We start from the raw sequence: 14015 nt of genomic DNA on the forward strand, positions 1-14015 counted from the left end.
TAATTTATTTTTTAGATTGTAAACGTTTACAAAATAAGGGTTGAATGTAGTGGCGTATATTATAATGGAAGCATATAATAGTCAATGTAGAACAACTATGACGTTTTTAACAAAAGGCAAACAGTCGGAGGAATGAATTGTGAGAATAGAAAAAGACTTTTTGGGTACGAAACAAGTGCCAGATGAAGCTTATTACGGTATTCAGACGATGCGTGCGGTAGAGAATTTTCCGATTACCGGACAACGTCTACACCCTGAATTGATTCGTGCTATGGCGATCGTCAAAAAAGGAGCGGCGATTGCAAACATGGAATTGTCGCGTCTATATGGCCCTAAAGGGGAAGCGATGGTACAAGCAGCTGAAGAGATCATTGCCGGACAATGGCAAGATCAATTTATTGTTGATCCGATTCAAGGTGGAGCAGGTACATCGATTAATATGAATACCAATGAAGTTATCGCTAATCGTGCATTGGAAATTATGGGCAAAGACAAAGGAAGTTATGTGGATATTAGCCCGAATAATCACGTGAATATGGCACAATCGACCAATGATGCTTTTCCAACAGCAATTCATATCGCAACATTATCGATGATCGAAAAATTGCTTGTAGCGATGCGTGAATTACAACAATCTTTTCAGGTCAAAGCAGACGAATTTGATACAGTGATCAAAATGGGACGTACTCATTTGCAAGATGCGGTACCGATCCGCTTAGGACAAGAATTTCAATCATATGCTCGTGTATTAGGACGGGATATTCGCCGCGTGGAAGCAACCAAAGAAAACTTACTGCATATCAATATGGGAGCAACAGCGGTTGGTACAGGGCTTAATGCTGATCCGCGTTATATTGTACGTGTAGCTGAAATACTGGCTGATATTAGTGGATTTCCTGTAGTGGCATCTGATCATCTGGTAGATGCTACTCAAAATACCGATGCGTATACGGAAGTATCGGCTGCTCTCAAAATCTGTATGATGAATATGTCCAAAGTGGCTAATGATATTCGCTTGATGGCATCTGGGCCATACGCAGGTCTGGGCGAATTGGTACTGCCAGCGCGCCAACCGGGTTCTTCTATTATGCCGGGTAAAGTCAATCCGGTAATGTGTGAAGTAGTGAATCAGATTGCATTTCAAGTGATTGGTAATGATCACACCATCTGTCTTGCATCAGAAGCAGGTCAACTGGAACTGAATGTAATGGAGCCGGTATTGGTCTATAATTTATTGCAATCTTTAGAAATTATGAAGCAAGGATTTACTGTTTTCCGTCTGCATTGTGTCGATGGTATTCAAGCGAATGTGGATCGTTGTCGTGAATATGTAGAGCGTAGTGTAGGGATGATTACAGCGCTGAATCCTCATCTAGGATATGAAGTGGTATCACGGATTGCACGTGAAGCGATTCAGACCGGTAAGCCTGTACGTGAACTGTGCTTACTTTATAACGTACTGACAGAAGAAGAACTGAATATTATTCTTGATCCTTATCAAATGACAGAACCGGGTATTGCAGGCGAGCAATTGTTGCATAAAGAATAATAGAGCCCTTTTTCGCATCAGAACAAGATATTTTGTTAGTATTAGATGTATTTAATATTGTACATTGCCTCTAATCAAAGTCAGTTGGCATAAACCTATATTATAAAAAACAAATAAGCGATGCTTTTTCCTTATCAATAGAAGGATAGCATCGCTTATTTTATGTGGACGACTTTGTAAATGGTTGCGCAATATGAGCAGGAATCAGCAAGCCAAGTGTACTCATTTCTTGCAAAATACAACTTACATGATAATTATAAATAATCTGCTGAGAAGATAGATCCAGTGGCAATTGAGCCATCAGATGACTATGGTGTTGCTCTGGAAGATCCCAGTGATGATGTGTAGGCAATTCATCGGTCAATAGACGAATCATCCGCATATGAGAATACGTATTATGATACACATCAATTTCTTGTTCTAGATGTGCTAGCATTTTTTGTTTATTCTTTTTGAGATGGAATTCAGAAGCATATGTCTCATACGCTTTTTCCAGATTAGCCATATCTTTTTTGAGCGGGCTAATATGAATATTTCCACCTTCCCGCAGTAATTCATGAGCAAGCTTGGTTAAATGTTTACGTAATACACTGCGCATTTGCTCCATCAATCGTTCATGATCCGGTGGGAAAACAAGATAATTGACGATTACAGCTACGCCAATACCAATCAACGTATCTGCTACCCGGTGCATACCGTACAAAAAAGGGCTCTCTCCGGGACGTAAATTCAACATAATCGCTAGAAAGACAATACTTGCAATCGATATCGATTTGTTCCAGTGAAGCAAGTTACAAATATAAATTACAATCACAATTCCTATCGCTGAAAAGAGGGCGCTATGTGGATCAATCCAGGCGAAAATAAAACCAATAGCTGCACCTACCAATGTACCCATCATTCGGTTTTTGCCGACAGTATACGAATTGGTGACCGAGTTTTCCATCGCAATGATAGTTGCAATCACAGCATAGAAAGGATACTCTAATTGCAGAAGTTGTGAGATAATAATGCAAATAAAAACAGCTAGTGCTGTTTTGAGGTTACGCATACCTACTAAAAATTTCATAAGATTTCTGTGATTCCTTTCTACATCGTCAAACGTTTTCTATCGTACATTCATAAGGAGGTTAGATAACCGTATACGCTGATATGCTTTAATACCCGTAAATCGGGGTTATTAAAAATCTATAGTTCACTAACTGAGTGGAGGAATATAATGATTACCAAAAAGAAAATAGTACAGTTCTCTTTGATCTGTACAGCATGTGCAGGACTACTGGTGAGTGGAAGTTCATTATCGTTATCAGCAGCTACGACACAGGTCGTAAGCGCCGCAAGTAGCAAAGCAGACCAGAGCACCGATGTTACATCCAAATTACAATTGCTAGGACAACCTTTCTCGACACCTGCTTACGCGCGCAATGTGTGGGATATGCAAGTCTTTGATGGCAAAATTTATCTAGGTCATGGCAACAGTAGTAATGCACAGCCTTCACCTAATGCAGGGCCGATTCCTATTGTCTATTATAACCCCCAGACCAGTCAATTTGTAACGCAAAAAGTCACATATACCGATCCCAAAACAGGCAAAAAAAGTACAGAAGATGCAACAAATGAAGAACAGATCGATACGTTCAAAATTCTAAAAGGCAAACTGTATATTCCAGGTAACGATTCCAAAAGCGAAGAATGGAACTTTGGTAACTTTTACACTTTAGATGGAGATCAATGGACCAAGTATCGCAATTTACCGGATGGTATCCATGTATATGATATGGCTTATTATCATGGCAAATTACTTGCAGCGATCGGTACAGATAGTGCACCAAAAGTATTGATTTCAGAAGATAATGGCGCCAACTGGAAAGAGTTAGCCCAGATCAAAGGAATTGGCACAAGAGCCTACAAATTTTTTGAATTTAAAGGAACATTGTATACAGCCGCTATCCTAATGCCAAATAATAATATTTGGAAAGATCAGACTCATCTTCTGGCAATCGATAAAAACTTTAACGTGACTCAACAACAAGTATCCGGTGCTAATTTGTTACCTGGTATGACGTATGTACAGACAGCAGGCAAAACGCCGTATATGAAAATGGGCAAAACGGTAGTCTTTAAAAAGCAACTGGCTTATATTGTAGGGGATGTATATAACGATGCTCAATTAGCTCCAAAAGCGCTAATCGTCACCAAAAATATAACCGATCCTGCACGTACAGTGACTTTCGCAGATGCAGGAGCATTGCCTACAGATATTATTACACGTCCTAACAAAACATATGTACTGACCTACACCAAGCAAGCTGACGGTTCTTATATCAATAGAGTATATATGACCAAGAACCTCAAAAAATGGACTCAAATCTTACAATTCAAACAAGATACGTATGCCAAATCATTTGAAGAATTGAATGGTGATTTCTATTTCGGTCTTGGCACAGATACCAAGCCTGTCTCTGAATCAGCAGGCAAGATTTTGAAAGTAAAAGCTTCTGATCTGAAAGGGAAGTAATCATTATACACCTAAATAATCGATAACAACCTGAAAACGACCGATGTGAGTATCTAACTTGCATCGGTTTTATGATGTTCATAACGTTTTATTATTTCGCACCATTTAATTTTTAGAATAGTATTTGCAAGCATATGTATAATGTGTTATATTAGTTGAGTACTCAATAGTTGATGGGTCAATTAATAAGAAGTAATTCAATTGAGAACATGCTATCTGATAGCATTTCTATATAAATGGTTGGTCTTGGACAAGGAGGGACGCTGTGCTTCATTCATCGTCTGAAGATATTTTTAACCAGTTGCAAGGGCTACATCGTCAGATCAGTTGTGTTTTTGAACGATGTGCTGGCATAAGTGCGTCACGCCTACAATTGTTACATCAGCTTTATCAAGTGGAAGAGATCAGTCAGACTTCTTTGCAAAAAACACTTGGTATCGATAGTGCAGCTGTCACTCGACATTTGAAGCAATTGGAAATATCGGGAATGGTGACACGTCGCATGAGTCCTGAAGACAATCGTTTTACACTGGTACAGCTAACCGCAGAAGGTCGGCAAAAAATTCTAGCATACACCAAAGAAAAAGAACAATTTCTTAAAGAGATGCTTCAGAATTTTGAAGAGCAAGAACAAGAGCAATTATTGAATATGTTGCGTCGTCTCAATCAAAATATGAGCGAGATGTAAATAAAAAATATAATTATAACTTACATTTAAAGGAGTTTTCCCATGAATACTGTAAACCAAATTACAAAAACAAATGATTTTAACAAAATTGCTTTAGAGCGTCGTTCAATTAAAAAATACGATCCAACTGTAAAAATTAGCCGCGAAGAAATGACTGAAATTTTGGCAGAAGCTACACGTGCACCATCTTCGATCAACTTGCAACCTTGGCGTTTTCTAGTGATCGAAAGTGACGAAGCTAAAGCTACATTGTTGCCACTTGCGATGTTTAATCAACGTCAAGTAGAGACAGCTTCTGCGGTTATTGCTATTTTCGGTGATCTTCGTCATGAAGAAAATGCAGATGAAATCTTCAATGCTGCTGTAGAAGCGGGTCATATGCCTGCTGATGTAAGAGATCAACAACTTCCATTTGCTAAAGCATATTATGAAAATATTTCGGATGCTGCACGTAAAGATATCGCATTGATTGATAGCGGCCTTGTAGCAATGCAATTGATGTTGGTTGCTCGTGCTCATGGTTATGATACAAATGCTATCGGTGGATATGACAAAACCAAAATTGCTGAAGCATTTGGTATGGAAAAAGATCGTTATGTACCGGTAATGCTGTTGTCGATGGGTAAAGCAGACAGCGAAGGTCACGGTTCAGGTCGCCTTCCTGTAGAAAAAGTAGCAGAGTGGAAATAATCGTCTACAACGTAGAGATGAATACTAAATAAGCTAAACGAAAAAAACCTCCTCAGCACGTATCCAGTGCAAGGAGGTTTTTTGCTATATTTTGAATCCAAAGTAGCTTGATTAAGATAAACTAGCTTGATTAAGATAACGTTAGTTTTTTATTTTTACAGCTAACATACCTAGATATTCTTTGATCGCTGTAGCCGTAGAAGACATTGCGCTTGCTGACGGGTAAAATTTGCTGAAATACATTGATGAAGGCTGACTTACCCAATAATCGGTTGGAAAAGGTTGTACCGTTAATCCTACACGCTTGAACTGCATCACAGAGCGTGGCAGATGGAACCCAGAGGTGACCAGTATCGGATGCGACAATCCTTTTTCTTTTAAAATAACAGCCGTATTGTTAGCATTCTGAGCGGTATTAAGTGAACGATTTTCGACCATAAGTTTACTTTCTTCTACACCCATTCCTAAAAGCTGGCGCTTCGCAATATCAGCTTCATTACCGCTATCTGAGAATACCTGACCACCTGAAAATAAAATCGGTAACCCTGTAATCCGGTGTAGACGTGCAGCTGTAATCAGACGGTTGCCTGCTGATCCATACATATTACCAGTACCATCGATATCAGGTGTACCTTTGGAAGCTCCAGCACCCAGTACAACGATCACATCTCCTTGAAGTTCAGCAATAGTAGGTTGTGGATATTGACGTTCTAGACTGCCAATGAGCAAATTACTAACAACGCTAATCGAAGATATGTATAACAATACAGTAATAGCGAGTAACACCATCGCTACATTAAACTGGCTTCTCCATAACCAGACTACAATACCGAATAATAATACTAGAAAAAGTCCGGGAGGAAGCACAAAACTATACAAAAACTTAATAATATAAATCAAAAATGATCAACCGCCTTCTTTATTGCGCACCAGAGACACAATCCATTAGAATCTACTTAGATAATTAAATGTATTGTAACATGGTTGTATCGATCATAAAACCAACCACCCAAATAAAGACAGCTTAGATATACACAGATCCCAATGATCGGTGATATCAAGCTGTCTTTATAGTGCAGTTAACTATTTGGTTTGTTTTGGATATCAGCAGAAGGTTGCTCTAACTCTGGCCACTGAATATGTTGCTTGGTATGACTGAGCTTTTCATAAAATAACAATGATCCTTTGCGGAAAAAACAAGACATTAGATGCATCAAAAAACTAATATCGATTACAAATAAAAGTAGACTACATAACGCACGCCAAAAAGTATGAATATCTGGCAACACAATCGTATCACTAAGAATATTATTGAGTCCAAGAAATACCCAGTACAGCAGACCATATCGAATCGTCAAAGCTAGCAAAGACACTCTGGAATGATCAGGATGGGTGCTACTTACATAGATACGGACGATCCATTTTCCTACCGTAATTCCATGTGTCCAATAAGGAATAAGAATATAGTAAATACCACTAGATATCCAAAAAGGAACAGGAACATCATTAAGTGTCAGCAAGATCATCAATGTATACCAGATAAATAGATCAATCATAAAAGCAACAGCACGGCGAGTATACGATACACGCTTACTGGAGCGATCAATATGCAGGTCTAGATGTTCAATACGGGGTAGACGCTTCGCAATCCATTCTGCAATCATAAATCCAAGCATACCGCCTAGCGTATTACATAGTAAATCATCCACATCGAATATCCGATAAGCATGATCATAAATACCATAGATTCCGGTCAATTGAGTCGTCTCGAAAAAAAGCGATAATAAAAACGATAAGATCAATCCATTAACCCAGCGCACTCTAAAGTAATAACGCAAAAACATTCCAAACGGTATAGTCAGCAAAATATTAAAGATCACTTGTAAAAAAGCTCGTTCGACAAACATATGCCAGTAAGTAGAAGGATGCGCAAACGAAACCGATGTTTCTTTCAAAAAGTCATATACAAATTGCAATGGTAACAATTGTAGATCACCATTAGCCAATGCCGGATTATGACGTGAAGAAGGTAAAGGCAAAATCACCAGAAAAAAAGCATTCATCAGATACAGTAACAACAAATACAGCGTAATCGCACGTACTTTGTGAATATAACCATATTTGCGATACTGTACAATCAGAAATGGCAATGTAAATAAGGCAGCTACAAACGGAAACGCGATAAAAGCATAGGCAATCGGAAACAGATAAGATTGATACATTGGTATGACACCTGCCAGCAAAAAGATTGTATTTTTAGTCTAATGTATCTTTACATCGTGTTCAATTCTACTTAATGAGCAGATTTGCGGAACTTAAAGATAGACCATACAATCAGGAAAGCCAGGAAGATCAAGCAAGCTCCAATACTGATTCGATTATTAGCATCAAATATAAACAACACTGCAATAATCATCAGGCACAGCGTAGTAATCCCTGTAATATAAGGATAACCCCAGATACGGAATGTAGGTTGAGTCGGATAAGAACGTCTTAATTTTAATTGAGACAGACAGATACTAATCCATACTAACAACACGACAAAGCCTGGTACTGCAAGCAAAATGCCGAATACTTGATCCTGTGCTACATAAGCCAGCATAGATCCACCTAAAAGCACAACAGCACACAAAATCAGACTGTTGATAGGGACTCCTTTTGCAGATGTTTTGGCAAGTGCTTTGGGTGCTTCATTATTCGTAGCCAGTGAATGTAACATCCGCGTTGCTCCATAGATTCCAGAGTTGGCAGCAGACAATACAGCTGTAATCAGAATAAAGTTCATAATATGAGCCGCACCTTGTAGCCCTGTAGAAGATAATACTTGTACAAATGGACTGGTCTGGTCACTAAGCTGGTTCCACGGAATTAATCCGCAGATGACTAGAATCGGTAAGGTATAAAATAAAACAACACGCAAAATAAAGCTTTTTACTACTTTAGGTAAAATTTTATCTGCATTTTCTGTTTCGGTTAATGTCAGTCCGATCAGTTCAGAGCCACCATAAGAGAACATGACGACGAGCAAAGCAGATATAATAGCTGTCCACCCGTTAGGGAAAAATCCGCCATGAGCTGTAAAATTGCTCAAGTAAGGTGTAGGATCACTAGGAATAATACCAAATAACAACAAACCACCTAGTACGATAAAAATAATAATCATTCCTATTTTGATCCCTGCAAGCCAGAATTCGACTTCGCCTAGATTACCAACACTCATCGTATTAATTAACAAAATAAAAACAGCACTTGCTAGACTGAGTATCCAGAGTGGTACATCAGGCATCCAGTACTGAAGAAAGCTACCCGCAGCAATAACTTCTATCACACAGACCGATAACCACATAAAGCAGTACAACCAGCCCACAATAAAAGATAATCGTTCGCCAAACGCTTGGCGGATAAAGTCTTTCATATTCATATTAGGATAAACGGTAGCCATTTCAGCAATAGCACCCATTACTACTAATAGTAATATACCTGCGAAAATGTAGGTGAAAATAACCCCAGGTCCTGCTAATCCTATCGTTTCGCTACTTCCTTTAAAAATCCCTGTTCCGATCACGCCACCCATAGCCATAAATGTAATATGACGTGGACGTAATTTTTTCTGCAATGAAGCTTCTTCTTTGACGTTCAACGTTCCAATCCTCCTTCATAAATACACACACTCTATATATATCGTTCGTTCAGACTATCTATATTACACCAGAATGTGAGCATGAGAAATGAATTTAAATATGTAGTGCCATATCCTTATATTGTGTGAATTAATGATAGCGCTTACAATATAAAAGATTAAATAATAAGGGGGAATATTAATGTTAAATAAGAATGTTTATATAGTATCTGTATTAGTGTTTGTTTTGCTTCTATTAACGGTTTTACCTGTTCAAGCGCAAGCTGCATCGACCACATTTATTAATCCAGTGGCACCTTACTCATCGGCTGATCCTTTTGTTATGAAGCATACCGATGGTTATTATTATTTTGTGCATACGTCGCAGAATTGGGACAAAATAGATATTACTCGTTCTTCTTCATTAAGCGGAATCGGAAATGGAGAGCGCAAAACAGTATTTACCAGGTCAACAGCGAACTGTACAGGCGCTAATTGCTATTCTAGCAATATTTGGGCACCGGAATTAAATTATATTGATGGCGCATGGTATCTATATTTTTCAGCAGGAAGTAGTGAAACAGGTACACCGAATCAACGGATGTGGGTGATTAAAAATACCAGTGCGAATCCGTTACAAGGCACATGGTCGGCACCGATTAAATTGAAAGATAGCAATGATTGGTGGTCGATCGACCATACGGTGACTAACATCAATGGACAATTATATATCGCATGGTCACAGATCGCTCCGAATCAACCACAACAGATCGCTATTGCCAAAATGAGTAGCCCTACAGCGATTCAAGGCAAAGCGACTATTATTTCTAGTCCTACGTATGCATGGGAGACTTCCGGTGGAACAGTGAATGAAGCTCCTGCTTTTATTACGCATGGCTCCAAAGTCAATCTAATCTTTTCAGCCAGTGGATGTTGGACAGATGATTACAAGTTAGGTCTACTCAGTGCTAATCTTACTGCTGATCTAACCGTTGCTAGCAACTGGACGAAAAGTGCTAATCCTGTTTTTCAGAAAACAAATACTGTTTTTGGACCCGGTCATAATAGCTTTGTCAAATCTCCAGACGGCAAAGAAGATTGGATCGTCTACCATGCCAATGATGGTTCAGGTCAAGGATGTGCAGAACAACGAACGACTCGTATTCAGAAAATAAGTTGGAATGGAGATACTCCTGTGTTGGGATCACCGGTAAGTTCTGCTACAGCAGTTACTCGTCCTTCTGGTGAAGGTACAGGCGATATTTTGTACCGTATTAAAAATAAAAACAGCAGTAAAGTATTGGCTGTATTCAATGCTTCTACCGCAGAAGGCGCTAATATTCTGCAATGGACATACAATGGTACAGGAGATCAACGATGGGCGCTTGATCCTGTATCTGGTGGATTTTTTAACTTACGAGCCAGTCATAGTGGGCGGTTAGCTGGAGTAAGCGGAGCAAGCACAGCAGATGGAGCAGATGTTGCACAATTTGCTTCAACAGGAGCGACCAGTCAACAATGGAGCTTTACCCCGACACAGAATCAATATTTTGAAATTAAAAATCGTAATAGTGGCAAATTACTAGATGTGACCAATGGAAGTTTGGATGATGGTGGCGATGTCAAACAATGGAGCGATCTGAATAATACGATACAACAGTGGATTTTTGAACGAGTGAATTAAACGTTTGGTCATATAAACACGACAAACTATAACAAAAAGAAGAAGCAGAAAAAATCTGCTTCTTCTTTTTTTACTTCTTCAGTACACTTGCAAGCACGTCATCAATCATTTGACCGTTCGCAATAGCACCTGTATATAACCAGCTAGAATCAGCGCTAAAGTCGTACACATGCCCTTTTTTAACAGCAGGGATGTTTTGCCATACTGCAGGACTAGTGATTTCTTCTTTAGACTTTTCGGTACTATTAATCAAAAATAAATAATCAGCATCCAGATCTGTTAACTTTTCTAATGAAATAGCTTGCCAGTTCGCTTCTCCTGATTTGGAAATTTCCTCTACCACCGCAGGAGCAGTTAAGCCTAGATCGTTATAAAGTACATCTCCACTGGATAAATTACGACTGACTACATAGATACTTTTGCCAGTTACCCATAGAGCCGCAGCAGACTCGCTACCGATTTGCTGTTGCAATTGTTCTTTGGCGGATTTGGCTTTGGTCTCATAATCAGCTAATACTTTTTTAGCTTGATCGCTTTTACCAAGTACATCGCCAATCGTTAGTAACTCTTGACGCCAATCGTTGTTTTGCGCTTTGCCGACTACATACGTAGGAGCAATCTGATTGTATTGCGCATATTTATCGCCAGCTACCATTTCTGCGCTATCCATTAAGATCAGATCAGGATTGGTATTCAGTACAGCTTCATAAGGAAGTGTAGAATCAATCGGTGGAACGTTAGCTAACTGCTTTTGCAAATAACCTTGTGTATTGCCTTCACCAATTGCCCATTGAGCAACAGGTTTAACGCCTAGAGCTACAAGAGGATCTTCAAGGTAAGAAGCCAGTATACGTTGCGGATTAGCAGGTACAGTGACTTTGTTACCGATTGCATCTGTTAATGTCCGTTCTGTAGCAGTTGATTCTGTAGTGGCTGTGTTTTCAGTACTTGTTGCTGGTGCTGTTGTAGATGTACTTGAAGAACAAGCACTTAATAGTAACACCAGACTTAATAAAATAGCTGTTGCAGAGTAAGCAGTCTTTCGATTCATTTGTGTATTCCCTCCACCAAGTTGTTGACAATGATTATCATCCTCACCGCTAGTATATCTTTAAAAGCACATCATCACAATGAAAAGTAGAGAGAACTTGTATATTTTCTTGAAATAGAGGGAGAGCACCTTTATCGAATCGGAAAATAGCCTGTCTTTTTCACCAATTGCTGACCTTGCTCGGATAAAATCCAGTTTATAAAAGGTTGAATATTGGGATTGACCGAAGATGTTGTATCTTTTTTACGAGACGAAGCAGTAATCGCATAAAAAGGAGTAATAATCGGATACTTTTTATCCCGAATTGATGCTACATCTGGATACACACCATCTATAGCGAGTAGACGGATATCATCATTAGCATTCATTTGTGTTGCAAAATAGTGAAACGAATAACCAATTGCATTTTTGTAATTACGATAATCTGCGGTCTGTTCGATAATACCGCCCATTCCTGAAGCCACATCATCGACAATCGGAGTCATCGGTTGCTGATCACCCATCCAGCGTCGTAACATTGCTTGACTTCCGCTATCTTCAGGACGTTGAAATGCTCGGATGGGATCGTCATTGCCACCTACTTGCTTCCAGTTGGTAATTTCACCGGTATAAATCTGCTTGATCTGTGTAGAAGTCAGACTATGTACAGGATTATTTTTATGTACAAAAAATACAAAAGCTTCTCGCCCAATCGGTTGCATATTCAATTGTAATCCTTTAGCTTGAGCTGATTTCTGCTGTTCTTTGGATGGAGCAGCAGCGAAGATCATATCTACATTGTGATTGATTAAGCGTTGGTATGCTTTGCCTGTCCCTGTAATCCGAACAATACTTTTGGCATCATCAGGCTCATAATCTTGAGCAGGATACACAGCTTTGACAAATGCAGAGTAGAGTGGATATAGAGCAGTTGCACCATCAAGCACCGGTAATTGATCCTGAGCAGACAATGTATAGGTAGGAGGGTTGTCCAGTGTTGATACTTTGCTATGATCTGCAAACGGACGATAATCATCTACATTTACATCTTGTTCACTCACAATCAGATGTTGATCATAAGCACGATTCACATGATATCCAATAGCAATCAAAACAAACAATCCCAGACAAAGCTTGACCCCTATTGGAAAAAAGCGATGGCGAGCAATCGGCTGAATATTGCTAAGAATAACTGCGATAATCATAAGACCTGCAATTACTATAATAAAAGGGATATAAAACTTTTGCATATTGCTAAATAGTGCAACTCCCACTAATCCTACAACAGCTAGAAATAGTATAGCTAGAATAGCTCCAAAGCTTGCAAAAAAATGATCAACTCTGTCTCTTTTCAACAAAAATCCTCCTCCACAATCCTATTCACCACTCTGTGTGCATCCTATTGTCAGCTTGGCAGTTATTGTACTGAAGAGTTTGCAAGCACATCTGTAAAATCATTTATCTGCAAAATAATCGGGCAATGATCGCTACCCATAATCTGATGATCTATTGAAGAATCAGCAAGATAAGGAGCTAGACGTGCAGAAGCTAGAAAATAATCAATCCGCCATCCGATATTACGCTCACGTACTTTGGACATATACGACCACCAACTATATACATCAGTAGTATCTGGGTAGAAATAACGGAATGTATCGATAAAGCCAGTGTTCAGCAATTCAGTCATTTTACCGCGTTCTTCAGTCGTAAAGCCTGAATTGCCATGATTAGACTTGGCATTTTTGACATCGATATCAAGATGAGCCACATTGAGATCCCCGCAAATAATAACCGGCTTGACCTGATCCAATTGCTGAACATATTGGCGAAAGCGATCTTCCCATTCTAAACGATAAGGGAGGCGTGTTAGATCACGTTTGGCATTAGGGGTATAAACATTCACAAGATAGAAATGTTGAAATTCTAACGTGATCATCCGACCTTCTTCTTCAAAATTCTCTTCTAGCCCGTAATGAACAGAAAGAGGTGCGATTTTGGTAAAAATAGCTGTCCCAGAGTATCCTTTTTTAACAGCATAATTCCAGTATTGTTGATACCGATCGCCATGATCCAGTTCAATCTGACCGGCTTGCAATTTGGATTCTTGGATACAAAAAATATCAGCATCCATCTGATCAAAATACTCATTAAATCCTTTTTTTACGGCGGCACGCAGTCCATTTACATTCCAAGATATTAATTTCATAAGTTACTTATTCTCCTTTGTCAGACTTTTC

Annotated in this window: 12 protein-coding genes; 5 read left to right on the forward strand and 7 right to left on the reverse strand. The window is 39.1% G+C overall.

Annotation, left to right across the window (positions count from 1 at the left end):
* The first annotated feature begins 139 nt into the window (after positions 1-139).
* Positions 140-1549, forward strand: coding sequence for an aspartate ammonia-lyase (gene aspA / locus PQ460_RS06745; protein ID WP_273613236.1), 1410 nt, complete (start codon positions 140-142; stop codon positions 1547-1549).
* A 160-nt stretch (positions 1550-1709) separates the two neighbouring features.
* Here the strand turns inward: aspA and PQ460_RS06750 are convergent, their stop codons facing one another.
* Positions 1710-2618: an FUSC family protein gene (locus PQ460_RS06750; protein WP_274172137.1), complete on the reverse strand. Its 909-nt coding sequence runs from the start codon at positions 2616-2618 to the stop codon at positions 1710-1712.
* A 150-nt stretch (positions 2619-2768) separates the two neighbouring features.
* On the opposite strand from PQ460_RS06750, the gene PQ460_RS06755 reads away from it, so the two are divergent.
* The 3 genes from PQ460_RS06755 (at position 2769) to PQ460_RS06765 (ending at position 5445) form a co-directional block, all read left to right on the forward strand.
* Positions 2769-4067: a hypothetical protein gene (locus PQ460_RS06755; RefSeq protein ID WP_274172138.1), complete on the forward strand. Its 1299-nt coding sequence runs from the start codon at positions 2769-2771 to the stop codon at positions 4065-4067.
* 265 nt (positions 4068-4332) lie between these two features.
* Positions 4333-4755 (forward strand): MarR family winged helix-turn-helix transcriptional regulator, encoded by a 423-nt coding sequence (locus tag PQ460_RS06760; RefSeq protein WP_273613233.1) that lies wholly within the window; start codon positions 4333-4335, stop codon positions 4753-4755.
* 42 nt (positions 4756-4797) lie between these two features.
* Complete coding sequence (locus tag PQ460_RS06765; RefSeq protein ID WP_273613232.1) at positions 4798-5445, forward strand: nitroreductase family protein; 648 nt, start codon at positions 4798-4800, stop codon at positions 5443-5445.
* Between the two features lie 141 nt (positions 5446-5586).
* Here PQ460_RS06765 and PQ460_RS06770 read toward each other — a convergent pair whose 3' ends face one another.
* The 3 genes from PQ460_RS06770 to PQ460_RS06780 form a co-directional block, all read right to left on the reverse strand.
* Positions 5587-6345, reverse strand: a complete 759-nt coding sequence (locus tag PQ460_RS06770; protein ID WP_274172139.1) for a YdcF family protein — start codon at positions 6343-6345, stop codon at positions 5587-5589.
* A gap of 179 nt (positions 6346-6524) precedes the next feature.
* Complete coding sequence (locus tag PQ460_RS06775) at positions 6525-7667, reverse strand: VanZ family protein (protein ID WP_274172140.1); 1143 nt, start codon at positions 7665-7667, stop codon at positions 6525-6527.
* A gap of 71 nt (positions 7668-7738) precedes the next feature.
* On the reverse strand, positions 7739-9025 hold the full coding sequence (locus PQ460_RS06780; RefSeq protein WP_274172885.1) for an amino acid permease: 1287 nt from the start codon (positions 9023-9025) through the stop codon (positions 7739-7741).
* A gap of 241 nt (positions 9026-9266) precedes the next feature.
* Here PQ460_RS06780 and PQ460_RS06785 point away from each other — a divergent pair, with 241 nt between their 5' ends.
* Complete coding sequence (locus PQ460_RS06785; protein WP_274172141.1) at positions 9267-10748, forward strand: family 43 glycosylhydrolase; 1482 nt, start codon at positions 9267-9269, stop codon at positions 10746-10748.
* Positions 10749-10818: 70 nt separating this feature from the next.
* On the opposite strand, the gene PQ460_RS06790 is transcribed toward PQ460_RS06785, so the two are convergent.
* The 3 genes from PQ460_RS06790 to PQ460_RS06800 all read right to left on the reverse strand — a co-directional run bounded on the left by PQ460_RS06790 (position 10819) and on the right by PQ460_RS06800 (position 13984).
* Positions 10819-11799: an iron-hydroxamate ABC transporter substrate-binding protein gene (locus PQ460_RS06790; protein WP_274172142.1), complete on the reverse strand. Its 981-nt coding sequence runs from the start codon at positions 11797-11799 to the stop codon at positions 10819-10821.
* A gap of 131 nt (positions 11800-11930) precedes the next feature.
* A complete protein-coding gene (locus tag PQ460_RS06795; RefSeq protein ID WP_274172143.1) occupies positions 11931-13133 on the reverse strand; it encodes a PstS family phosphate ABC transporter substrate-binding protein in 1203 nt (400 codons plus the stop codon).
* Between the two features lie 62 nt (positions 13134-13195).
* A complete protein-coding gene (locus tag PQ460_RS06800; protein ID WP_274172144.1) occupies positions 13196-13984 on the reverse strand; it encodes an exodeoxyribonuclease III in 789 nt (262 codons plus the stop codon).
* Positions 13985-14015 lie beyond the last annotated feature (31 nt).

The sequence above is a fragment of the Paenibacillus sp. KACC 21273 genome, from assembly GCF_028736095.1.
Taxonomy (GTDB): Bacteria; Bacillota; Bacilli; order Paenibacillales; family Paenibacillaceae; genus Saccharibacillus; species Saccharibacillus kyungheensis.